The organism is Brevundimonas sp., assembly GCF_036659295.1.
Taxonomy (GTDB): domain Bacteria; phylum Pseudomonadota; class Alphaproteobacteria; order Caulobacterales; family Caulobacteraceae; genus Brevundimonas.
In genome coordinates this window covers 32,191-53,845 of the sequence record NZ_JAVXCU010000007.1, presented here as the reverse complement: position 1 = coordinate 53,845, position 21,655 = coordinate 32,191, and the positions used below count along the sequence as shown (strand labels likewise).

21 protein-coding genes are annotated in these 21,655 nt (G+C 63.6%); 12 read left to right on the top strand and 9 right to left on the bottom strand.

Translation table 11 applies throughout. From position 1 onward, the window contains the following. Positions 1-12 precede the first annotated feature (12 nt). The gene (gene ilvA / locus RSB01_RS02910; RefSeq protein ID WP_332590977.1) at positions 13-1,524 is read right to left on the bottom strand and encodes a threonine ammonia-lyase, biosynthetic; all 1,512 of its coding nucleotides are present in this window, start codon (positions 1,522-1,524) and stop codon (positions 13-15) included. A 164-nt stretch (positions 1,525-1,688) separates the two neighbouring features. Here ilvA and RSB01_RS02905 point away from each other — a divergent pair, with 164 nt between their 5' ends. The 7 genes from RSB01_RS02905 (at position 1,689) to nadC (ending at position 7,619) form a co-directional block, all read left to right on the top strand. Further along, a complete protein-coding gene (locus RSB01_RS02905) occupies positions 1,689-2,381 on the top strand; it encodes a hypothetical protein (protein ID WP_332590965.1) in 693 nt (230 codons plus the stop codon). Continuing rightward, on the top strand, positions 2,374-3,006 hold the full coding sequence (locus RSB01_RS02900; RefSeq protein ID WP_332590964.1) for a hypothetical protein: 633 nt from the start codon (positions 2,374-2,376) through the stop codon (positions 3,004-3,006). The genes RSB01_RS02905 and RSB01_RS02900 overlap by 8 nt, the downstream gene beginning before the upstream one ends. Further along, entirely contained in the window at positions 2,999-3,208 is a 210-nt protein-coding gene (locus RSB01_RS02895) for a helix-turn-helix transcriptional regulator (RefSeq protein WP_332590963.1), read from the top strand. Before RSB01_RS02900 ends, RSB01_RS02895 begins: the two co-directional genes overlap by 8 nt. Positions 3,209-3,288: 80 nt before the next feature. Then, positions 3,289-4,371, top strand: a complete 1,083-nt coding sequence (gene nadA / locus RSB01_RS02890) for a quinolinate synthase NadA (protein ID WP_332619317.1) — start codon at positions 3,289-3,291, stop codon at positions 4,369-4,371. Between the two features lie 70 nt (positions 4,372-4,441). Next, entirely contained in the window at positions 4,442-5,227 is a 786-nt protein-coding gene (locus RSB01_RS02885; protein ID WP_332625055.1) for a site-2 protease family protein, read from the top strand. Beyond that, entirely contained in the window at positions 5,227-6,750 is a 1,524-nt protein-coding gene (locus RSB01_RS02880) for an L-aspartate oxidase (protein ID WP_332591548.1), read from the top strand. Before RSB01_RS02885 ends, RSB01_RS02880 begins: the two co-directional genes overlap by 1 nt. Positions 6,751-6,764: 14 nt before the next feature. Next, on the top strand, positions 6,765-7,619 hold the full coding sequence (gene nadC, locus RSB01_RS02875; RefSeq protein WP_332591547.1) for a carboxylating nicotinate-nucleotide diphosphorylase: 855 nt from the start codon (positions 6,765-6,767) through the stop codon (positions 7,617-7,619). 86 nt (positions 7,620-7,705) lie between these two features. Here the strand turns inward: nadC and RSB01_RS02870 are convergent, their stop codons facing one another. After that, complete coding sequence (locus tag RSB01_RS02870; protein ID WP_332591546.1) at positions 7,706-8,716, bottom strand: cell wall hydrolase; 1,011 nt, start codon at positions 8,714-8,716, stop codon at positions 7,706-7,708. Between the two features lie 427 nt (positions 8,717-9,143). Here RSB01_RS02870 and RSB01_RS02865 point away from each other — a divergent pair, with 427 nt between their 5' ends. Then, positions 9,144-9,356 carry a hypothetical protein gene (locus RSB01_RS02865; protein WP_332591545.1) on the top strand — a complete coding sequence of 71 codons (213 nt, stop codon included), beginning with the start codon at positions 9,144-9,146 and terminating at the stop codon, positions 9,354-9,356. A 79-nt stretch (positions 9,357-9,435) separates the two neighbouring features. Here RSB01_RS02865 and RSB01_RS02860 read toward each other — a convergent pair whose 3' ends face one another. Beyond that, positions 9,436-11,970, bottom strand: coding sequence for a PAS domain S-box protein (locus RSB01_RS02860; RefSeq protein WP_332619318.1), 2,535 nt, complete (start codon positions 11,968-11,970; stop codon positions 9,436-9,438). A 236-nt stretch (positions 11,971-12,206) separates the two neighbouring features. On the opposite strand from RSB01_RS02860, the gene RSB01_RS02855 reads away from it, so the two are divergent. Next, a complete protein-coding gene (locus RSB01_RS02855) occupies positions 12,207-12,686 on the top strand; it encodes a Dps family protein (RefSeq protein ID WP_332590905.1) in 480 nt (159 codons plus the stop codon). 137 nt (positions 12,687-12,823) lie between these two features. Next, on the top strand, positions 12,824-14,029 hold the full coding sequence (locus tag RSB01_RS02850; RefSeq protein ID WP_332625053.1) for a cell wall hydrolase: 1,206 nt from the start codon (positions 12,824-12,826) through the stop codon (positions 14,027-14,029). 351 nt (positions 14,030-14,380) lie between these two features. On the opposite strand, the gene trxB is transcribed toward RSB01_RS02850, so the two are convergent. Continuing rightward, entirely contained in the window at positions 14,381-15,352 is a 972-nt protein-coding gene (trxB, locus tag RSB01_RS02845) for a thioredoxin-disulfide reductase (RefSeq protein WP_332590907.1), read from the bottom strand. A gap of 41 nt (positions 15,353-15,393) precedes the next feature. Further along, the gene (locus tag RSB01_RS02840; RefSeq protein ID WP_332590908.1) at positions 15,394-16,281 is read right to left on the bottom strand and encodes a LysR substrate-binding domain-containing protein; all 888 of its coding nucleotides are present in this window, start codon (positions 16,279-16,281) and stop codon (positions 15,394-15,396) included. Between the two features lie 124 nt (positions 16,282-16,405). Here RSB01_RS02840 and RSB01_RS02835 point away from each other — a divergent pair, with 124 nt between their 5' ends. Continuing rightward, positions 16,406-17,266 (top strand): pirin family protein, encoded by an 861-nt coding sequence (locus RSB01_RS02835; protein ID WP_332590909.1) that lies wholly within the window; start codon positions 16,406-16,408, stop codon positions 17,264-17,266. A 52-nt stretch (positions 17,267-17,318) separates the two neighbouring features. Next, positions 17,319-17,945, top strand: coding sequence for an isochorismate family cysteine hydrolase YcaC (ycaC, locus tag RSB01_RS02830; protein WP_332590910.1), 627 nt, complete (start codon positions 17,319-17,321; stop codon positions 17,943-17,945). Positions 17,946-18,098: 153 nt separating this feature from the next. On the opposite strand, the gene RSB01_RS02825 is transcribed toward ycaC, so the two are convergent. The 4 genes from RSB01_RS02825 to RSB01_RS02810 form a co-directional block, all read right to left on the bottom strand. Continuing rightward, positions 18,099-19,619: a DUF389 domain-containing protein gene (locus RSB01_RS02825; RefSeq protein WP_332590911.1), complete on the bottom strand. Its 1,521-nt coding sequence runs from the start codon at positions 19,617-19,619 to the stop codon at positions 18,099-18,101. A gap of 70 nt (positions 19,620-19,689) precedes the next feature. Then, entirely contained in the window at positions 19,690-20,661 is a 972-nt protein-coding gene (locus tag RSB01_RS02820) for a mitochondrial fission ELM1 family protein (protein ID WP_332590912.1), read from the bottom strand. 41 nt (positions 20,662-20,702) lie between these two features. Beyond that, positions 20,703-21,176 carry a transcription elongation factor GreA gene (greA, locus tag RSB01_RS02815; RefSeq protein WP_332590913.1) on the bottom strand — a complete coding sequence of 158 codons (474 nt, stop codon included), beginning with the start codon at positions 21,174-21,176 and terminating at the stop codon, positions 20,703-20,705. A 151-nt stretch (positions 21,177-21,327) separates the two neighbouring features. Then, positions 21,328-21,633, bottom strand: coding sequence for a hypothetical protein (locus tag RSB01_RS02810; RefSeq protein ID WP_332591509.1), 306 nt, complete (start codon positions 21,631-21,633; stop codon positions 21,328-21,330). Between the last annotated feature and the right edge of the window lie 22 nt (positions 21,634-21,655).

Below are 21,655 nucleotides of genomic sequence, written 5' to 3'. Positions count from 1 at the left end.
GCTGGAGGTAGGCTAGGCCAAGAACAGCCGCGCGGCGGGGTTCATGGTTTCTTCTTCATAGGGGTAGCCGAGGGTTTCCAGTGCGGTGGTGACGGCGGCGTATTGGTCTTCGGGGGCGTGGATGCCGGCGAGGACGCGGCCGACGTCGTCGCCGTGGTTGCGGTAGTGGAACAGGGTCAGGTTCCATGCTGGTTGCATGGCGTTCATGAATTTGAGGAAGGCCCCCGGGCGCTCGGGGAATTCGAAGCGGAACAGGCGCTCGCCCGAGAGCGAGGCGGCGCGACCGCCGACCATGTAACGGACGTGCAGCTTGGCGATTTCGTTGTCGCTCATGTCTTCGACGCCGTATCCGGCCTCGCGCAAGGTGGCGCACAGGGCGTGACGTTCGTTTTTGTCGCCGGACAGGGCGATGCCGACGAAGATTTGCGCCGTGCCGTTGCCGCTGTAGCGATAGTTGAACTCGGTGATCGAGCGGCCTTGCAGGGTGTTGAGGAAGCGGTGATAGGCGGCGCGGTCATCGGGCATGGAGACGGCCAGCAGGGCCTCGGTGCCGAGCCCGATCTGGGCGCGTTCGGCGACATGGCGCAGGCGGTCGAAATTGACGTTTGCGCCGGAGTTGATGGCGGCCAATGCGCCTGTGCCCGCATTGCGGCTGGCCCAGACTTTTAGACCGGCCAGAGCGACGGCGCCGGACGGTTCGGCTACGGCGCGGACATCGTCGAAAATGTCTTTGACGGCGGCGCAGATGGCGTCGGTATCGACCAGCACAATATCATCCAGCAGGTCGCGGCACAGGCGGAAGGTCTCGTCGCCCACGCGGCGCACGGCCACGCCGTCGGCGAACAGGCCGACCTGATCCAGCGTATAGACCTCGCCCGCCGCGATGGCGGCCTTCATGGAGCAGGCCTCGACCGGCTCGACGCCGATGATTTTGGTTTCGGGGCGCAGGAAACGGATGATGGCGGCGACCCCCGCCGCCAGACCGCCACCGCCGATGGGGATGAAGACGGCGTCCAGCGGGTCGGGGTGCTGGCGCAGGATTTCCAAGCCCACCGTGCCTTGGCCCGCGATGACATAGGGATCGTCGAACGGGTGAACGAAGGTGGCGCCGGTTTGGGCTTCTAACTTGCGGGCATGGGCATTGGCGTCGTCGAAGCTTTCGCCGTGCAGGACGACGGTGCCGCCCAGCGCCTTGACCGCCGCGACCTTGATGTCGGGGGTGGTGGTGGGCATGACGATGGTGGACTTGGCCCCGCGCTTGGAGGCGGACAGGGCGACGCCTTGGGCATGGTTGCCCGCCGAGGCGCAGATGACGCCCTTGGCCAGTTCGGCATCTGTCAGGTGGGCGATACGGTTATAGGCACCGCGCACCTTGAACGAGAAGACCGGTTGCAGGTCCTCGCGCTTCAGCAGGACAGGGCGGGCAAGACGGGCCGACAGGCGCGGCATGGCATCGAGCGGGGTTTCTACGGCCACGTCATAGACGCGGGCGGTGAGGATGCGGCGGACGGTTTCTTGCACGATTTGTTCGCTGATCTGGTCGTTCGGGAGGGAGGTTTGTTGTCTAGGGGGTAGGTGAGGGTGTGGCGAGAGTAAAGCGTGCAAAAAAGAGCGGCGTTATTTTGGGCTTGTTTTTGTAACCTATAGGTATCAATGTCATCTGTGGGTTACACACACGGGAGGGTGTGATGGCAGGGCAGGATCCGGCGGGCCAAGATAGGGCTGAACGCTTGCAGGCAGAGGCGGCCGAGAGGCAGCGCCAATGGGGGCTGTTGGCGGTGGGGTTGCTGGGGGCTGCGGGTGTCGCGGTTGTTTTGCTGGCCCTGTTCGTACCGGACAGATTTACCGCCATCCTTATCGGGTTTGCAGGTTTGGCCGTGGTGGTGCTGGCCTTTGCGCGGGCGGGCCGTTTTATGCGCGATGGCAATACGGATATCGTCGAGCGCAAGATGGGCGGGCGTCGGGATGTGGCGCAGGGCAAGTGGGCCTATGCCGTCGGGATTGTGCCGATCACCAGCTTGCCGGTGTGCATGATGTCCAGCGAGGCGCTGTGGCAGATGGCCAACGGGGCAGGCGATGTGATGCTGAGCAAGGCACTGCTGGGACCGCTGCTGGCGGCGTGCTGGTTTGTCTATCTGATGTTCGGGCATCGGGGGCGGCAGGAACGGCGCTGGCTGCATGATGAACTGATGGTGGCCTATCACGGCAGTGCCGTGACGTGGGGGTTTGCGGCAGCGTTTGCGGGGCTGGGCGTGCTGTTTGGTCTGATGGTGTGGAAGCTGCCGGTGGCGATGGCGGCCATGCCCTATGTGATGCTGGCCGTGGTGTGGGTGGCGGGCTTGCGGCTGTGGTGGCAGGTGCGGAGGGCTGAAGGTGGTTGAGCGCGCGCGATATGATGCCGGTTACTGGATCGGCGTGGGCTGTGCGGTGCTGGGGGCCTTCGTCGTGTTGGGGGTCATCGTGCTGGCCAAGGGGGATGCGGCGCGCGCTGTGTCTGTGCCTGTTGTGGTGGCCGGATTGGCGATCATGTTTGCGGGTATTCAGGTGGGCCTGCGGTTCAAAGACCTGCGTGTGCCGCCGCATTTACAGGCGTCTGTGCGCGAGGTGCGGCAGGGGCAGTGGGTGGTCAATCTGGTACTGGTGACGGGTGCGGCTGTGGCGGTGTCTGTATTTGCGGCACCGCAGATGTGGAATGCGGTCAGTGGCGGCGCGGCTGTGCAATGGCCGGTCTTGCTGGTGGCGTTCGTGTTTATGCTGATGGGTCTGGGCGAGCTGACGCTTTATCGCTGGCGGCCCTTGTTGGACGAGGAGATCACGCGCCGCTTTGCCGGCGAGGCCAAGGCATGGGGTTTTGTGGCAGCAATGGCGGGTATGGCCGTGGTTACGGGACTGATGCTGGTGGATTTGCGCTGGGGTGTCATGGCTTTGTGGCCGGTGATGGCGGTCGCGCTTTGGGTTGCGGGTCTGAGGCTGTGGTGGCTGATGCGGGGGGGCGGACGTGGTTGAGGCGCGGCTGGTGGTGGACCTGAAGGCGGTGCGGTTGGTGGCTGGCTTGACCCAAGGCGAGTTGGCCGAGCGGGCGGGGGTGTCGCGCAAGACGGTGAATACGATCGAGAACGGGGTGTTCACGCCGTCGGTGACGGTGGCGCTGTTATTGGCGCAGGCGCTGGATGTGCCGCTGGACGATCTGTTTCGATTGGTGCGCTGATGGTTTGATCTTGCGTCGGACGATGGAAGGCCTATTGTATGTCGACCTTATGCTAAAAGTGAGCATAAGGGTGTAGGGAGATGGTCATGGGCGCTGCATTCGGCCTGACGAAGGAATTGGCGGAAGAGACCGCTGCGGTTTGGGAGAAGGTCAAGGACCACACCACGCCGATGGAATGGCCCGTTCAGGCGGCGCTGATCAGCGAGATCAATGCGCTGAAGAAGGCGCGCAATGCGGTCATTCTGGCGCACAACTATATGACGCCGGACATCTTCCATGGCGTTGGCGATTTTGTGGGCGACAGTCTGGCGCTGGCGAAAGAAGCGGCCAATTGCGAAGCCGATGTGATCGTGCAGGCGGGCGTTCACTTCATGGCCGAGACGTCCAAGATTCTCAGCCCCGACAAGACGGTCCTGATCCCTGATTTGCGGGCGGGCTGTTCGCTGGCCTCGTCGATTACGGGGGCCGATGTGCGCCTGATTAAAGAGCGCCATCCGGGGCTGCCGGTCATCACCTATGTGAACACGACCGCCGATGTGAAGGCCGAAACCGACATCTGCTGCACCAGCGCCAATGCGGTGCAGGTGGTAGAGTGGGCGGCCAAGGAATGGGGCGTGGACAAAGTTATCCTGATCCCCGACGAGTATCTGGCGCGCAATGTGGCGGCCCAGACCAGTGTCGGCATTATTGCGTGGGCGGGGCATTGCGAGGTGCACAAGCGGTTCACCACGCAGGACATTGCCGATATGCGCGCGGCATGGCCGGGTGCGGAAGTGCTGGCCCACCCCGAATGTCCTGAAGAGATTTTGCAGGCGGCCGACTTTGCCGGATCGACGGCGGCGATGATTTCCTATGTCGAGAAGAACCGCCCGTCCAAGGTGGTGCTGATCACCGAGTGTTCGATGGCGTCGAACATCAAGGGCGATGTACCGGAGGTCGATTTTGTCGGGCCGTGCAATATGTGCCCGCACATGAAGCGCATCACGCTGGAAAATATTCGCGACTGTCTGTTGCACATGCAGTTCGAGGTCACGGTCGAGCCGGAAATGCAGGAAAAGGCGCGGGCCGCTGTGCAGCGCATGATCGATCTGCCGCCGCCGTCCAAGCCTGCGCGTTATGATCTGGTGCGGGCCAAGCACTCGGTTCAGGTGGAGTTGATCTGAGGTGAGCCAGGAGACCAGAGACCGCAGCAAGGATATCGGGCCGTGGGGCCGCAGGCCCGGCACGGAGATTTTGCCACCGGCCGTATCGATCCACGAATTGCGGGCCCGCGAAGGGCGTGCCAAGCGCGGCTGGATCGGTCTGGTGCTTTCGACCCTGCTGATGGTGGGGTTCCTGTGGTTCCTGACCCAGAGCTGGGTCATTGCCGTTTCGCTGATGTTTGCGCTTCTGGTGCATGAATACGGGCATGTGCTGGCCATGAACCGTCTGGGGATGGGACCGGCGCGGATTTATGTCATTCCGTTCCTTGGCGGACTGGCCAAGGCGACGCACGAGCCGAAAAACGAGTGGATCGGGGTGCTGGTCTCGCTGGCCGGTCCGGCCTTCGGTTTGCTGGCCATGGTGCCGCTGGTGGCGATCGGGCTGGCGACGGGCGATGGCCAGTGGATGGCGGCGGCGTTTTTCGTGGCCATGCTGAACCTGATCAATCTGGTACCGGCACCGCCTCTGGATGGCTCCAAGGCGCTGGGACCGGTGCTGGCGCGGGTGCATCCGCAGCTTGAGAAACTGGTGCTGCTGGTGATCGGGGTGGCGGTCGTTGTGTGGGGCATTACGACGGGGCGCTATATTCTGGCGGTGTTTCTGGGTCTGGCTATCTGGGGCCATCTGAGCAAGGGCGGCCTGCGGAGCGTGACGGGGCCGTTGAGCTGGAAACAGGCCGGGCTGTCGCTGGGTCTGTTTGTGCTGACGGCGGTGGCGTGCGGCGGGGCGGCGGTGGCGTCGCTCTTGGCGCTGAATGGCGGCAGCGGTCAGGCCAGTGTGGACATGATCGCCCGCTATCTGGGCATTGCCCTGTAATGGAGACGCGGGTCCATAAGGGACCGCTGGTGATCGGGGGCGGGCTGGCGGGCCTGTCGGCGGCGCTGGAGGCTGTGCCGGTAAGCGGGGTGAGCGAGGGCGTGCTGGTGGTGACGCCTGCGCCCTTGCTGGATGCCTGTTCGTCGGCATGGGCGCAGGGCGGCATGGCGGCGGCCCTGACGGCCAAGGACAGCCCGCAACTGCATGCCCGCGACACCGAGGCGGCAGGTGCGGGTCTGGTCGAGAGCGCGGCGGTGCGCGAACTGACGGGGCGCGGGCGCGAGACGGTGGAATGGCTGGCCGGTATGGGCGCGCCGTTTGATCGTGCGGAAGATGGCGGTTTTGCCGTGTCGCTGGAGGCGGCCCATTCCACAGCGCGGGTGGCGCGGGTGGGCGGCGATGGCGCAGGGCGGGCGATCTTGTCGGCAGTGGTCAAGGCGGCGCGGGCGGCCGACCATATCGAAATCTGGGAAGACGGGCGTCTGAGGGCGCTGGTCAGCGACGAGGCGGGCCGTGTGCGCGGTGCGGTGATCGAGCGGACAGGCGGGCAGAAGGTTCGCGTTCTGGCGCAGGCGGTGGTGCTGGCGACGGGCGGGATCGGTGGTCTGTTCGAGGTGACGACCAATCCGTCGGCCCTGAAGGGCGAGGGGATGGCGCTGGCCTATCTGGCGGGGGCGGAGATCCTTGATCCGGAGTTTGTGCAGTTTCATCCGACGGCGATTGATGCGGGGCTGGACCCTGCGCCGCTGGCGACCGAGGCACTGCGCGGCGAGGGCGCGAGGCTGATTGACGGTGAAGGCCGGTTCTTGATCGGGATGGCGGCGGATGCAGACTTGGCGGCGCGCGATATTGTGGCGCGGGCGGTGCATCAGGCGCGGGTGTCGGGGCGCGGGGCGTTTCTGGATGCCACCAAGGCGGTGGGCGCGGCCTTTGACCACGAGTTTCCGGCGGTGTTTGCGGCCTGTATGGCGGTCGGGATCGACCCGAGGGTGCAGCCTATTCCGGTGGCGGCGGCGGTGCATTACCACATGGGCGGGATTGCCGCCGATGATGCGGGGCGCACCAGTCTTAAGGGGCTTTATGCCATTGGCGAGTGCGCGGCGACGGGCGTGCACGGGGCCAATCGTCTGGCCTCAAACAGTCTTCTGGAAGCGGCAGCCTTTGGCCGAATGGCCGGGCGGGCGGCGGCGCAGGATGCCGGTGGGGACATGGGGGCCGATGCGATCGCGCTGCGGCCTGTGATCGTGGGAGGCGACCTGCCCGACGAAGCCATGCAGGCCTTGCGGGCGGCCATGACGCAGTATTGCGGGGTGGTGCGCGATGCCAAGGGTCTGGAGGCGCTGATCGCTGTGCTGGACGATATGGCGGGGCTGTATCCCTATGTGGCGGCTGTGACGGCGGCCAAACTGGTGGCGCAGGGCGCGCTGGGGCGGCGCGAGAGCCGTGGCGGACATTTCAGGGCGGACTATCCGCAGGCCAATAACAGGGCGCAGCACACGCGTGTGCGCCGTATTTTAGAGTAACGGGGAAGCGGACGATGACACGAACCTTGCCGGATCTGGTAATCGAACCTGTCGTGCGTCTGGCGCTGGCGGAAGATCTGGGGCGCTGTGGCGATGTGACGGCGCAGGCCTGTATCCCCGAGGATGCCCGCATGAAGGCGCAGTTTTGCGCCCGTCAGGACGGCGTGATGGCCGGTGGCGCGGCGGTGCGGATTGCCTGTCTGATGATGGACCCTCAGGCGCGTGTGGATGTGCGCGTCCATGATGGCAGCTTCATCAAAAAGGGTGATGTGCTGGTCGAGGTCGAGGGGCTGGCGCGCGGGCTGTTGGCGGCAGAGCGGACGGCGCTGAATATTCTGGGCCGGATGTGCGGCATTGCTACCCAGACGCAGGCCTATGTGCGTGCTGTGGCGGGTACCCATGCGAGGATTGCCGATACCCGCAAGACGACGCCGGGGTTGCGGGCGCTGGAGAAGCACGCTGTGGTGTGCGGTGGCGGGATCAATCACCGCTTCGGGCTGGATGACGCCATCCTGATCAAGGACAACCATGTCGCCGTCTGTGGCGGGGTGGGTAAGGCTGTACGCGCCGCCAAGGCCTTTGCGCCGCACCTGATGAAGGTGGAGGTCGAGGTGGATGGTCTGGATCAGCTGGACGAGGCGATTATCGAGCAGCCGGACGTCATCATGCTGGATAATTTCAACCTGACGGACATGGGCGAGGCGGTCGCCCGTGTGAAGGCCAGCGGTGTGAAGCTGGTGCTGGAAGCGTCGGGGGGCGTGAACCTCGATACCGTGGCGGGCATTGCGGCCACCGGCGTGGATGTGATCTCGGTGGGGGCGCTGACCCACTCGGTCATCCAGTTGGATATCGGGTTGGATGCCGTTTAAAAACGGCGTTTTCTTTTAGGATTCAAGGAACAAGAAATCGGCACGCGGGTTAATTATCCGCGTGCCGATGATCTGTTTTCCTGTTTTCAGGTCGTTGCCGCGAGCGGGGCGGTCTGGACAGAGGCCGCACCCGCAGCGGTTGCTGCTACGGGCGTAGCAACCGTCACAAGCGGCGCTGCTTTTTCGGCAGGCTTGGCATCGGCCACATAGGGGCGCGGGCCAGCCGGTTCGCTGGTCAGCGAGGCCTGCATCACGCGCGGCACAGCGGCAGAGGCTTGAACCTCGTTGGCGAGGGCCGACGAAGAGCCGTTGCGACCGCCGAAGCGGTAGAAGACGTGGCTGCCAACCTGATTGACCTGCACCAGACGGTGACGCCACGACGGCGAGACAGCGGTGGTGTGGAAGTGGGTGGCGGTACCGACAGCATTATAGGTTTCACCCGACAGGGCCGCCGAGGCGACGTCGCGGGCACGGTTCCATGCTGCGCGGTTAACCGGCGCACGCATGGCACCATTGCAGGTGAAGGAGAACTGGCAGCCGGTCGAGCGGTTGGAGCCCTGGAAGACGACGCTGCAGACCGTTTTGGGGAAGGCGGGGTGGCGGGCGCGGTTCAGGACCACCTGAGCCACAGCCTTCATGCCGTTGCTGCCTTCGCCGCGGGCTTCGTAATAGACAGCCTGGGTCAGGCATTCGAGGTCACGCGACTGGTCGCGGGCACCGGTGATGCGGAACGGGCTGGCCGGATCGGATGTTTTTGCAGACTGTAGGCGGGCTGTCAGAACTTCTGACTGGCGGTCACGCAGGGCCGCGCCGTCTACAGCATAGGGATCATGACGTTGTGCAATCGCCAGAGCACTGGCGTCCAGACCGCCGGCGGCGAGCGCCATGGCTTCCTGGCTGTACCCTTCCATACCGGCAGTCGAAATGCGCTCGGCTTGGGTACGTGTGGTCGAGGCCTGGGCAGATACGCCGCCCATATAGGCTCCTCCGACCGCGAGTGTAACAAGACCACCAAAGGCAGCGGTTGCCGCGACGGGGCGCGGGTCGAGCTTGCTTAAGGCGTGCTTGATGTCACGCAGGGGCGAAGAAAGAAACAAAAGACAAATCCTGTTTGGCAGGGCGAGGAACGCCGCCCCTTATTTCCGGTACTCACTGTCGGACCACGTCCGTACGCAAACACCAGAACCGCGTTCACCAGACAGGGTGTGCCGCGGAAGTTGGGTCTTAAGCCATCCACTTATGGCAGAAATGTGATCGATTCGGCTGTTCTTGTGAAGATGTGGATAAAAGTCGTAAGGCTTTGAGACGGCCTCGAGAGGCTTCAGAGGCTTTGTGTGTCGAATTCTTAGTTGATCTTGCGAATACTGTATTTTTAAGTTCAGCATACATCTGTCGCGAGTGCTGCGAAGTGGCGAAAACGGTTTTCGGCGGTGTATGAATACTTGCGAAGATGGTTGGTGTGATGCGAGGAACCTTGCGGCGAATTGCGAGTTTAATTTCAGATGATTCAAGGAGTTCGATGCAATGACGGATTCACGTTCTAAATTTCACGCGCGTATGCTGCCGGTTGTGGCGGTGACGATGGTGTCGGGGCTGCTTTTGGCGGCCTGTGGACACACGATCGAGCAGAAGGCGGCCACAGGCGCAGTGGCAGGCGCTGTGGTGGGCGGTCCGGTCGGGGCCGCTGTGGGTGGTGCCGCCGGTGCCGCCGTGGGCCATGCGCAAAAGCCGAAATAGACTCGACTGAAGGTTTGCCCCAAGGGGCGCGCAGGCTTCTTTCGCCATTGGCGAAGAAGACGGCAACTGGCCAGATCCCTTAGGGGGTCTGGTCTTTTTTGTGCGCGAGCAGGGCGCGCAACTGGCCCGGTGTGTAGGGCTTGGGCAGGAAGGCCCACGGGGTCTGGCGCAGGGCCTCGACCTCGCCGGGGAAGCCGGACGACAGGATAATGTGCACGTCCGGGCATTCGACGGCGACGCGGCGGGCCAGTTCGATGCCGCTGATCCCGCCCGGCATCAGGATGTCGCTGAGCAGGACATCATAGCTATGGGTCTGAAGACAGGTCAGGGCCTCGGTGGCATTGCGGGCCAGATCGACGGCAAAGCCTTCGGTGCGCAGGAAGGTGGCAGTGACCTCGGCGACGCCCGGATCGTCTTCGACCATTAACAGGCGGATCGGGGCGGCATCGGCGTCAGGTTCGCCGGAGGCGTCGGGGGCGGGCTGTGTGTCGCGGGGTTCGGCATCGGGCGCGGCCTCGGCGGGAGGGGGGCTGAGGGTGTGCCACGGCAGGAACAGGTTGATGCGCGTGCCCTTGTCGGGGGTGGACTGGATGGAGATGGAGCCGCCGCTCTGGCGGGTAAAGCCATAGACCTGTGACAGACCCAGCCCTGTGCCGTGGCCGACCCCCTTGGTGGTGAAGAACGGCTCGAACACCCGTTTGAGCACATCGTCTGTCATGCCTGCGCCGTTATCGGCCACAGTGACGCGGATATAGCGGCCCGGTTGCAGGTCCGAGGGGTGGACGGTGCCGGTATGGGCCGGTTCGCTCGCAGGCAGGTTGAGCGCCAGCATCGGGGCGGCAGGTGGGATGACCATATAGTCTGCCGTCTCGACACAGATACGCGCATCGGATGGCGAGGCATCGCGGGCATTGACCAGCAGGTTGATGAGGGCGGCTTCAAACTTGGCCGCATCGACGAGGGTGGGGGCCAGACCGCGTTTCAGCTTGAACTGGAGGGTCATGCCGTCGCCCACGGCCTTGTGCAGCAGCGGCTCGCCCTCGCGGATCAGGGCGTTCAGGTCGATCGAGGCGGGGCGCAGGTTCTGGCGACGTGAAAAGGCCAGTAACTGTCCGGTCAGGCGCTCGCCGCGACGGGCTGCTGCCAGCGCGGCCTCGGCCATTTTCTGGCGACGGGCGGGGTCGTCGGTTTTACGGATGATTTCGAGGCCGCCCATGATGACGGTCAGCAGATTGTTGAAGTCGTGGGCGACGCCGCCGGTCAGGCGACCGACCGCTTCGAGGCGGTGGGCGCGGACCAGTTCGGCCTCGGCGGCATCTTTCTCGGCAAGGGCGGCATTGACCCGTTCTTCGAGCCGTTCGTTGCTGCGTTTCAGCTCGCGCTCGGCGCGCTGGCTTTCGGTGACGTCCAGACTGACGCCGGTATAGCCGGTCAGCTGGTCTTGCAGGTCATAGCGGGGGGCCGCCTCGGTATGCAGCCAGCGGGTGCCATAGGCCGGATGGTAGATCGGGCCCAGATAGGAGAAGCGGCGCTTGGCGCGCATGGCGTCCTGAATGGTCTTGTCGAAGGCGGGCAGGTCTTCGGGCGCGGTCATGTCGCGCATGGCGTTGATGAGATGGCGCGGGGGCTTGCCGTTGAAGATCGAGCGGAAGCGGCGATTGCCGAACTGGGTATGGCCGTCGGCATCCACCATCCAGATGATGGCGGGGGCACTGTCGGCAATGGTGCGAAAGCGCGCTTCGGATTCCTGGATGCGGGCGGCGGCTTCCTCGGCCTCGGTGACGTCGAAGGCGGTGCCGGTAATGCCCTGATGGGCGCCTGCGCGATCATAGCGGGGCTGGAGGATCGAGCGCACCCAGCGATACTGGCCGTCATGGCGGCGGTATCGGGCCTGTAGCTGGAAGGGCTGGTGGCTGAGGATACCGCGTTTGAACTGGTCGAGGGTGGTGGCGTAGTCGTCCGGATGCAGCAGGCCTTTCCACTCGCCGCCGGTCATCTGTTCGGCGGTTTTACCGGCAAAGTCGAAATAGGCGCGATTGACGAAACGGGTCCGGTTATCGGTATCGGACAGCCACAGCATGACAGGTACAGTATCGGCGACGCTGTAGAAGTCCTGACGGGTTTGCGACAGGGCGTCTTCGGTCTGGCGGGTCGAGGCGTTGAGCTGTTCGCGGATGGCCGCCTGAAGACGGTTGCGGGCCTTATAGAGTTTGCCAATCGCGTGGCGTAGCGCCGCGCCGATGATGCCGCAGAGCGAGCCGCCAAGCACAAAGCCTGTGATTGCCGCTGGGGCGGGGACGGGCACAGGCAGACCGGCAAGCGGCAAGGCCCACAGGCTGACCAGACAAAAGAGCAGGGTCGCAAAGGCTGTGAGGAAACCGCCGCCCAGTCCGGCCAACAGAATGGCGGGGACTAATATGGCCAGATCGGTTCGGGCGGGCATGATGGCGGACAGAGCCACATGCAGGGCCACAAACAACAATGCCAGCACCACAGCAAGCAGGATGCAGACCGGCCATGCAGGCATAGGGCGTGCGGCCAGCTTTTCTAGAAAAAGGTCGGTTGTTGTTGCGCCCTGGGGCGCAGCAGGCTGGGACATACGGGGTGCAAACATGTCGGCACCCGCACGAGAAGGGAGCCGAATTAAAGGTAGAGTTTGTGCAACGCTGCGCGCTCGGGGACGTTCCATGGCGGCGCTATGCCGTGCGGTCGTGCCAGTATGGAAGGCCGGAGCAGGCAGGGGTTTTGCGCGAAATCAATTCCCCGCAACCGGCGGCTTTCGGGCTTTAAAATCCGGCCTTTGTGCCTACATTCTATTTATCAAACACCAAGCGTATGCAGGGAAAGATTATGAGCGATATGATCGATACCGGTTTCAACGATGCCCAGCGCGAGACGGTTGCGCGCGAATTGTCGAAGGTGCTGGCCGACAGCTATGCGATCTATCTGAAAACGCATGGATATCACTGGAATGTGCGCGGGCCGGAATTCTTCAGCCTGCATGGTCTGTTCCAGCAGCAATATACGGAAATCTGGACGGCTCTGGACGAGATTGCCGAGCGTATCCGTGCGCTGGGTGAACTGGCCCCGCAGTCGGGCTCGGCCTTTGGCAATCTAACCTCGATTTCGGACGGTAATCCGGACAAGAGCGCCAGCGAGATGATGTCCGAACTGATCCGTGACCACGGTGTTGTCATCAAGACCGCGCGTGCGGCTCTGGAAGCGGCGGATGAAGCCGGTGACGAGGCCACGGTGGACCTGATGACGCAGCGTCTGGCCGCGCACGAAAAGGCGGCATGGATGCTGCGTTCGAGCCTCGGTAATCGCTAAGGATCCGGCGATTTGCTGCGATTTCGGAGCAAGTCTCAATAAACCTTAATCTCGACGTCCGAAAACTGCCGGAAAAGCTCTGTTATAAGGACAGGGTGTCCGGCAGGGTTCGGACGTTTTGCATTTTACGAGGATAGATGGCCCCATCGAACGCCCGTGCGAAGTCAGGATCGTCACCGCGACGTCACGCGGTGGTGCCTGTTGCGCTGGCTGGCGGGGCGGCTCTGGTGGCGGCTCTGGCTACGGGCATGTCGGCACGGTCCGAAAGTGCGCTGGATATTGCCCGCACGGCGGAGGCGGTGGCCGAGGCATCGGGTGGTGACTATGGCACGCGCGGTCTGGCAGGCGTGATGTCGCGGCTGGACGGGGCGCAGTTGTCGCTTGCCTTGCGGCATGATCCGGCCATGGGCATGGCGGGGGTGCCGGGACTGACGCCGGGGTGGGAAAGTTTGCGCCTTGGCGGCAAGCCTGATCCGTTTGCGACGGTCAACGGGCTGGAGGCCTTGCGTCTGAATGCAGCAATGGCGGGCGACGCGGTGGTGAATGCCGCGCCGCCTTTTGCCTTTAGGCCGAGCAGTGCCGAGGATCGCAGACGGGCCATGCGATGCCTGACGCAGGCGGTCTATTACGAGGCGGCGCTGGAAGCCGATGAAGGTCAGGCGGGCGTGGCGCAGGTGGTGCTGAACCGCGTGCGCGATCCCAACTATCCCAACAGTATTTGCGGTGTGGTCTATCAGGGGGCCGAGCGTAATACCGGCTGCCAGTTTACCTTTACCTGTGACGGTTCGCTGTCGCGGGCGCCGGTGGCGTGGGCATGGACCCGCGCGCAGAAGGTGGCCGAAAAGGCTCTGGCCGGTGGTGTGGCCGACAAGGTTGGCTCGGCGACCCATTACCATGCCGACTATGTGCGCCCGTGGTGGGCTCCCAGCCTGACCAAGGTGTCGCAGTCGGGGGCGCATATCTTTTATCGTTGGAAGGGGGCGGCCGGAATGGTGGCCTCGCTGACGCAGGGCTATGGCGGGCGCGAGCCGGTGATCGACGAGGTGCGGTTTGCGCGCCCCCGTGACCTGATGGCGCTGGTCGAAGACACGGCGCTGGCCGACAATAGTGCTGAACTGGCCCGCCAGTTGCTGGGCACCGGCAATCGCGAGGTCGAATTCGAGGGCACGACGCGGATTGTGGGCGCGCCTAGTCTGGGTGGGCGACGCCAGCCGACGGCCAAGGAAATCTCGGACATCAATGACCGGCTGAAGGCGTTTGAAGAGGGGCGGGCTGTGGTGGCCCCTGCCATGACGCATACCTCTGCGTCTGGGGCGATACCGGAGGCTAAGCGCCAAGACTGAGCGCATAGCCGTTCCATGCTTGCTGGAAGGCGTGCAGGTTGTGGGCAGGGCCTTAGACTGTGGACGATCAGGAATGATTTCGGGCGGCTAAGAGTGCCCCCTCCGTCACGGCTGCGCCGTGCCACCTCCCCCGCTGAAGCAGGGGAGGAGAAGGGGCGGGCTGTCGCGCGGCGCTGGGCCTCCCCGATCAAGTCGGGGGATGACGAAGAGGTGTGGTGGGTAAACCTGCCCTCAAGCAGCGAGCCACCGCGTGGCGAGCGGTAGGGTAAAAACCTGCCCTCAAGCAGCGAGCCACCGCGTGGCGAGCGGTAGGGCAAAAAAAGACCGCCCAGAGGGCGGTCTTTTTTCTTATCAAACCAAAGTTTTCTTGTGGTCTTCTTCCGCAAGAAAACGCCCCGCGTCGAGGGCGGCCATGCAGCCCATGCCGGCGGCGGTGACGGCTTGGCGGTAGATGTCGTCGGTGACGTCGCCGGCGGCATAGACACCTTCGATGGCGGTCTTGGGGGTGCCGGGCTGGACGACCAGATAGCCGCCTTCCTTGGTTTCCAGTTGGCCTGCGAACAGTTCGGACGACGGGGCGTGGCCGATGGCGATGAAGACGCCGTCGGCGTCGATCTGAGAGGTTTCGCCGGTGACGGTGTCTTTGAGGCGCACGCCGGTGACGTTCTTGGCCATGCCGTCAACGACGCCGACGATTTCCTCGACGGCGCTGTTCCAGATGACCTTGACCTTGGGGTGGGCGAACAGGCGGTCTTGCAGGATTTTTTCCGAGCGCAGGGTGTCGCGGCGGTGAACCAGCGTGACGGTCTCGGCGAAATTGGTGAGGAAGAGGGCTTCTTCGACAGCGGTATTGCCGCCGCCGACGACCACGACCTGTTTGCCGCGATAGAAGAAGCCGTCGCAGGTGGCGCAGGCCGAGACGCCAAAGCCCTGATAGGCCATCTCCGATTCAAGGCCGAGCCACTTGGCTTGAGCGCCCGTCGAGATGATGACGGTTTCGGCCAGCATTTCGGTGCCGCTGTCGAGGGTCAGGCGGAACGGGCGCTGTGACAGGTCGGCCTTGGTGACGATGTCGTGGATGACCTCGGTGCCGACGTGTTCGGCCTGTTCCTGCATCTGTTGCATCAGCCACGGACCCTGAATGGTCTCGGCAAAGCCCGGATAGTTTTCCACGTCCGTGGTGATGGTCAGTTGGCCACCCGGTTGCAGGCCTGCGATCACAACAGGATTCAGCGAGGCGCGGGCGGCATAGATGGCGGCGGTCCAGCCAGCGGGACCGGAACCGATGATGGCGACGCGGACAGTGCGGAGTGCTTGGGTCATGGCGGGTATTTAGAGGGTGATTCTGCGATCCGCTATGGCTTTTAGGAGAAACGGGTGTCGCAGAAGTCGAGGAAGGCGCGCACGGCGGGCAACATGCCGCGACGGGTCGGGAAAACGGCGTGGATCATGCCCGAGAGCGGGCGCCATCCGGGCAGGACCTCGACCAGTTCGGCAGTCTTGAGACGGGGGCGGGCCACGACGCCGGGCAGTTGCACCACGCCGATACCGGCCACAGCCGCATCGAGCAGGGCGGACATGTCCTGTGTCAGAAGGCGTGGCGTATGATGGACGCGGTGGGTCGGGCCGTCGGGGCTGACCAGATCCCAGAAGTGGCTGGTCTGGTCGGGGTTCCATGACAGGCTGGGTAGGGCGGCCAGCTCTTCGAGATTGCGGGCAGGACCCTGTTCCAGACAGGAGGGGGCGCAGACCAGATGCTGGTCGTCATTGGCAAAGCGGCGCACGATCAGGTCGCTGTCCTCCAGCGGGGGGAAGCGCACGCGGATCGCCAGATCAAAGCCTTCGCGCAGCACATCGACGCGGCGATTGGTGCTTTCCAGAATGATCGTGACCTTGGGGTACAGGCGCATGAAGTCGCTGACGATGCGGGCGGCCTGATACTGGATCAAGGAAGACGGGCAGGCGATGCGGATGACGCCCTGCGGTTCGGACTTCTGGCGCGAGATGACATCGGCGGCGGCCTCGGCCTCCGACAGCATGGCGCGGCAGTGCAGGTAGAATTCCTGACCGATGTCGGTGACGCTGAAGCTGCGGGTCGAGCGGTGGATCAGGCGCACGCCAAGATCGGCTTCCAGTTCGGCCAGACGGCGGCTGATGTGAGAGCGAGGCAGGCCCAGCTTGCGCCCCGCAGCCGACAGGCCCTGTTCCTCGACGATATAGGCGAATAGCCGGAAATCGTTCAGGTCGTGCATGGGTATTGTCCTGAAAATGGGACACTGCGTTGTAAAAAGACCATCTACAGGGATTTTTGTCGCTGTTCTATCTCTTTCCTCAACAAGGGCAGGCCCGCGTGGCCTGCACAGAAGGAGAAGCGATATGCGTCAGATCACCGGAGTTTTCAGTGAAAAGCGCCAGCACTGGGTTGGCGACGGTTTCCCCGTCCGCAGCCTGCTGTCGCACCAGATGGCCGGTCCTGCGGCCAGCCCGTTCCTGTTGCTGGACCATGCCGGTCCGTACCAGTTCACGCCGAAACTGGGTCAGCCGCGCGGCGTAGGGGCCCACCCGCACAAGGGCTTCGAGACGGTCACCATCGTCTATGAGGGCGAGGTGGAACACCGCGACTCGACCGGTGCCGGTGGTGTGATCGGTCGCGGGGATGTGCAGTGGATGACGGCCGGTGACGGTATTATTCACGAGGAGTTCCACTCGCAAAACTATACCCGCACCGGCGGGGCGTTCGAGATGGTGCAACTGTGGGTCAACCTGCCGGCTGCCGACAAGTCGACGCCGGCCCGCTATCAGAACCTGACCTCGGACATGATCCCTGTGGTCGAGCGCGAAGGTATGACGACCCGCGTGATCGCCGGTGAGTTCGACGGCCATTATGGACCGGCCCAGACCTTTACCCCCGTCAATGTGTGGGATGTGAAGGCCAAGGCAGGCCAGACGATCCGTCTGCCGGTTCCGGCCAGCCACAACACCTCGCTGGTGGTGCTGCATGGCACCGTGGCGATGGGCGGTACCGAATATACCGATGGCAGCACGATCATGCTGGCACCCGGTGCGGACGATATCGTTGTGGATGTGCGTGCGGATGCAGTTCTGGTGGTGCTGAGCGGCGAGCCGATCAACGAGCCGGTCGTGGCCTATGGCCCGTTCGTGATGAACACCGAAGACGAAATCCGTCAGGCCATCACCGACTTCAATGCTGGTCGTTTCGGCAAGATTTCGGCCTGATAGCCGTCCCTTTTTCTTATTCCTCAAGACCGTCTCGAAAGGACATTGTCACATGACCAAGCCCTATGTTCGCCTGAATAAAGACGATGCTGCTGTTCTTCTGGTGGATCACCAGACGGGTCTTTTGTCGCTGGTGCGCGACATTGATCCTGACAAGTTCAAGAACAATGTGCTGGCACTGGCGGACCTCGCCAAATATTTTGAACTGCCGACCATTCTGACCACCAGTTTTGAAGACGGTCCGAACGGACCTCTGGTGCCGGAACTGAGGGAAATCTTCCCGGACGCGCCGTATATTGCCCGCCCCGGCCAGATCAATGCCTGGGACAACGAGGAGTTTCTGGCGGCCGTGAAGGCCACCGGCAAGAAGCAGCTGATCGTGGCCGGTGTGGTGACGGAGGTCTGCGTGGCCTTCCCTGTGCTGTCGGCACTGGAAGAGGGTTACGAGGTTTTCGTTATCGGGGATGCGTCGGGCACGTTTAACCCGATCACCCGCGATGCGGCGTGGGATCGCATGTCGCAAGCCGGTGCCCAGTTGATGACCTGGTTCGGTGCGGCCTGTGAACTGCACCGTGACTGGCGCAACGATGTCGATGGATTGGGCGCGCTGTTTGCCAACCACATCCCCGACTATCGCAACCTCATCAACTCGTATGTGAAACAGACCCAGAAGTCATAAGTCTCACGGCTTGTGATCCGATATTAGGTCTGAGGGGCGTCCGGTTTCGACCGGACGCCTCTTTTTGTTGTTCAGTCTCGCGTGCTCGAAGCCGTCATCCTTCGGCAAGGCGCTGGGTCCTCCGGTCAAGCCGGAGGATGACGAAGGCAAATGTTACGGGGTCAGGGCGATGCGGGCGGTGTCTGTTTCGCCGCGCGCGCAGGTGTCGGTGGGGGCAAGGACGGGGGTAATGCCCGCTGCGGCCAGTTCGGCGACAAAGCGGTCGCCGGTGGTTTGGGGCGGGGTGTTGCTGTCCGGTGCGGGCAGGGCTTGCGGGCGGCACAGGGTGACAGAGGGGCTGGCGTGCCAGCGGGCCAGCGCCCAGACGGTGCGTTGACGCGCGGCGGTGTCGGTCAGATCGACAGGGGCGAGATTGGAGACGGGCGGGATGACGCGCACATCCACGCCCTCGAAACGCTGGCGCAGGGCCTGTTCCAGTGTGAAGGCGGCCGCCAGATCAAGGCCGGTGGCGGCGGTCAGGGGAATGACGGCGCGGTTGCCCTCGCTATCCATCAGCACGCCTTCGGTCTGGAACGGCACAGCATCGGCAAGGCGGCGGGCTAGAGCCTGTTTGGGGTCAGGCGTGGCCGGTGTGGGCAGGTTCAGGCTGGCGGAAGGGTCGGCGACGACGATCTGGTCCAGCTTGGCCGTGACGGGCACATGCAGGGCGGCGGTCAGGCGGTCTTGCAGGCGGGATTGGGCATCGGCCACGAGGCGACGGGTGGAGACAAGCGCCGAGACATTGACCTGTCCGTCATCGGCGCGGGCTTCCAGCAGGGTGATGCGGGAATCGGCATCGGCAAAAATCTGTCCGACGGCGAGGCGGGTCTCGGCTGTGGCGCGGCTTTCGAGGGCGATGGCGCGCAAAGAGAGGACCAGAGGCGCTGACAGGACCAGAAACACCACCAGAACCGCAATGCCGCGCCACGGACGCGGGCGCTCCAGCAGGCGCGGGCGAAAGCCGTAAAAGCCTGCGGTCAGGGTGGCTGACAGGGCAATGGCCACAAGGTTGGTCATAAACAGGAAGAAGGCACCGCCGGCTATGCCCGGATTGCCGGTGCCCAGACCAAAGCCGACCGTGGCAATCGGCGGCATCAGGGCGGTGGCGATGGCGACGCCGATAATGGTGTCGCCGCGCTGGCGGATCACGGCATAAGCCCCTGCGACACCCGAAAATACGGCAATCAGCAGATCGAAGAAGTTGGGGCGGGTGCGGGCCAGAATCTCGGAGGTGGGTTCTTTCAGCGGCGACAAAAGCACCAGCAGGATGGCCACGCTAAGGGCGACCAGAACGCCGATGACGATGGAGGCCAGAGATTTTTTAAGCTGGGTAAAGTCCAGCAGGGCCAGCGAGAAGCCGAGAGCCACAATCGGTCCCATCATCGGCGAGACCAGCATGGCCCCGATGACGACGGCGGGCGAGTTCAGCATCAGACCAAGGGCCGCAATCGAGGCCGAGATGACCGTCATCATCAGATAGCGGCCATCGGTGCCGCCATTGGCATAGACGGCCTGTGCGGTGTCGTCGTGGTCGATGTCGCGGCGCGCGCGGGCCAGGGCGCGGAGCAGGAAGTGGCGTGCCTCGCGCACGGCACTGGCTTCGGGTTTGCTGTGAGCCGGTGAAGATTGGGTCATGCCCGAGCGCCTTATGAACGTCCCTAACAGCACAACAGTCGGCCAGCTTTGCGGTTCCCGCAACCGGCGTTTAGCGCGAAGGCGAAGCGTGCTGTGGCAGGGCGTCCAGAATGGCGCGGGCAGCGCGGGCGGTTTCGCGCAAGGGGACGTAGGTCCAACTGTCCAGCGTGCCGTCGAACGGGCGGGCGGCGCCGTGGTCCTGCAGGGATTTATGCAGGTGTTTGAACTTGGCCTGCGGTTTCAGCGGCACCATGGGCAGGACATGGACGGGTTTGCCGGTCGAGGCGGCCTCGGTGACCATGTTGGCGCTGTCCTCGGTGACGAGGATGTGGTCGGCAGCGTCGAGGAAGGCAAACAGCGGGTTCTCGCCTGCGCCATCCCAGATGATGCCCGGCAGGGGAGAAAGGCGCTGGGTCATCACGGTCTGTGGCAATAAAGGCGTGCGGCGCGAGAAGGTGACCAGCAGCGAGCCGCCTTGTTCTTCGACCGTCTCGGCGATCAGGTCGGCCAGCGTGGCGGCGTGCTCAAGGGTCAGGTCGAAGGCCTTGGAGGTGCCGCCGATCATCACCGCCACACGCGGATGGGGCAGGTCCGCGATCTTGTAGGCAAAGGCGGGGGCGGCGGTGCGCAACCGTTCGGGCGTGATGCGGTGGGGGCTGCCGGTAATCGACAGCACATTGGGACCGCTCAGGCCGTCATGCTCGGGGGCGATAATCAGGTCATAGGCGCTGTGTTTCCAGCGCGGATCCTGTGTCTGGACGACAAAGGTCTTGGTCTTCATGCGCACCGACAGGGGCAGGGTGGCGCGGCCCGAGGCGATCCAGATATCGGGGGGCGGGGCGTGCAGCAGGTGCTGGCCCTGTTGCAGCATCCACGGCTGTTTGAGGGCCGAGGGCAGGCGGTCAAAGGCCGGTTTCCAGCGCACCACATGGCGGGTGATGGTGGCAGGGGTCAGGTCTGCGATGGCTTCGGCCAGACCGAGGGACTGGTTTTCGATGCCGGTGCGGCCATCGGAAACGACCCAGATAGAAAGGGGGCGCACGGTTGAACCGTGCGCCCCGATTTCGGTAGCGATGGAAGGGGTTACTTCCACTCGACCTTGAGGATTTCGTAGGCCTTCACACCGCCGGGGGTGTTGACCTCGACCACATCGCCGACCTCTTTGGAGATCAGGGCGCGGGCGATCGGGGAGGCGATCGAAATCTTGCGGGCCTTCACGTCGGCTTCGTCTTCGCCAACGATCTTGTAGAAGGACTCCTCTTCGGTGTCCTCGTCGACCAGATGGACGGTGGCACCAAATTTGACGCTGGTACCCGACAGTTTGGAGACGTCGATCACCTGCGAGCGGGACAGCTTGTCCTCGATCTCGGCGATGGAACCTTCGATCCAGCCCTGACGTTCCTTGGCGGCGTGGTATTCGGCATTTTCAGACAGGTCACCGTGCTCGCGCGCCTCGGAAATGGCGGCGATAACAGCGGGTCTTTCGACCGACTTCAGATGCTTCAGTTGATCGTCGAGAGCGCGATAGCCCTCGTCCGTCATCGGCACTTTTTCCATTGTGTCGTGAATTTCTTGCTACGCCCGAAGACAGGTGGAAGTTAATTACCAGTACTCGCGGCCACTGGGCGGTGCGTGACCGGGGGCTAAGAAGCTAGGCGAAAGCATCGCAAAGTCAAGATGGCGGTTGTTTTGCCTCTTGTGCGCGGCCCTAAATACCCGGCTGGTTCCGGGACTTCACACGATTTCCGGGCTTTTGTGAAGCCCCTGTCGAGGCGGGACCCGAGGACGGAACAGGTGGGAAGGGTGTGTTCGCAGGACCGGCAGGTGAATGTCTGTGCATACGGGCCAGACGGTACAGGGCCTGTAGCGCGATCAAGACCACCCATGCCAGCACAGCCAGTCCTGCCAGATTGAACAGGGCAGGCACAAAGCCCATGCCCTCGGTCATATAGGCGAACAGGAAGGACAGGGCAGAAGCCAGCAGGGCAATGAACGGGGTCAGAGACAAGCGCATCAAAGATTAACGGATATAAATC

Excerpts from the sequence above, each read along its gene's own strand:
- RSB01_RS02905 (WP_332590965.1), top strand. The coding sequence starts at position 1,689 with ATGGCAGGGCAGGATCCGGCGGGCCAAGATAGGGCTGAACGCTTGCAG.
- nadA (WP_332619317.1), top strand. The coding sequence starts at position 3,289 with ATGGTCATGGGCGCTGCATTCGGCCTGACGAAGGAATTGGCGGAAGAG.
- RSB01_RS02880 (WP_332591548.1), top strand. The coding sequence starts at position 5,227 with ATGGAGACGCGGGTCCATAAGGGACCGCTGGTGATCGGGGGCGGGCTG.
- nadC (WP_332591547.1), top strand. The coding sequence starts at position 6,765 with ATGACACGAACCTTGCCGGATCTGGTAATCGAACCTGTCGTGCGTCTG.
- RSB01_RS02865 (WP_332591545.1), top strand. The coding sequence starts at position 9,144 with ATGACGGATTCACGTTCTAAATTTCACGCGCGTATGCTGCCGGTTGTG.
- RSB01_RS02860 (WP_332619318.1), bottom strand. The coding sequence starts at position 11,970 with ATGTTTGCACCCCGTATGTCCCAGCCTGCTGCGCCCCAGGGCGCAACA.
- RSB01_RS02855 (WP_332590905.1), top strand. The coding sequence starts at position 12,207 with ATGAGCGATATGATCGATACCGGTTTCAACGATGCCCAGCGCGAGACG.
- RSB01_RS02850 (WP_332625053.1), top strand. The coding sequence starts at position 12,824 with ATGGCCCCATCGAACGCCCGTGCGAAGTCAGGATCGTCACCGCGACGT.
- trxB (WP_332590907.1), bottom strand. The coding sequence starts at position 15,352 with ATGACCCAAGCACTCCGCACTGTCCGCGTCGCCATCATCGGTTCCGGT.
- RSB01_RS02840 (WP_332590908.1), bottom strand. The coding sequence starts at position 16,281 with ATGCACGACCTGAACGATTTCCGGCTATTCGCCTATATCGTCGAGGAA.
- RSB01_RS02835 (WP_332590909.1), top strand. The coding sequence starts at position 16,406 with ATGCGTCAGATCACCGGAGTTTTCAGTGAAAAGCGCCAGCACTGGGTT.
- ycaC (WP_332590910.1), top strand. The coding sequence starts at position 17,319 with ATGACCAAGCCCTATGTTCGCCTGAATAAAGACGATGCTGCTGTTCTT.
- RSB01_RS02825 (WP_332590911.1), bottom strand. The coding sequence starts at position 19,619 with ATGACCCAATCTTCACCGGCTCACAGCAAACCCGAAGCCAGTGCCGTG.
- greA (WP_332590913.1), bottom strand. The coding sequence starts at position 21,176 with ATGGAAAAAGTGCCGATGACGGACGAGGGCTATCGCGCTCTCGACGAT.
- RSB01_RS02810 (WP_332591509.1), bottom strand. The coding sequence starts at position 21,633 with ATGCGCTTGTCTCTGACCCCGTTCATTGCCCTGCTGGCTTCTGCCCTG.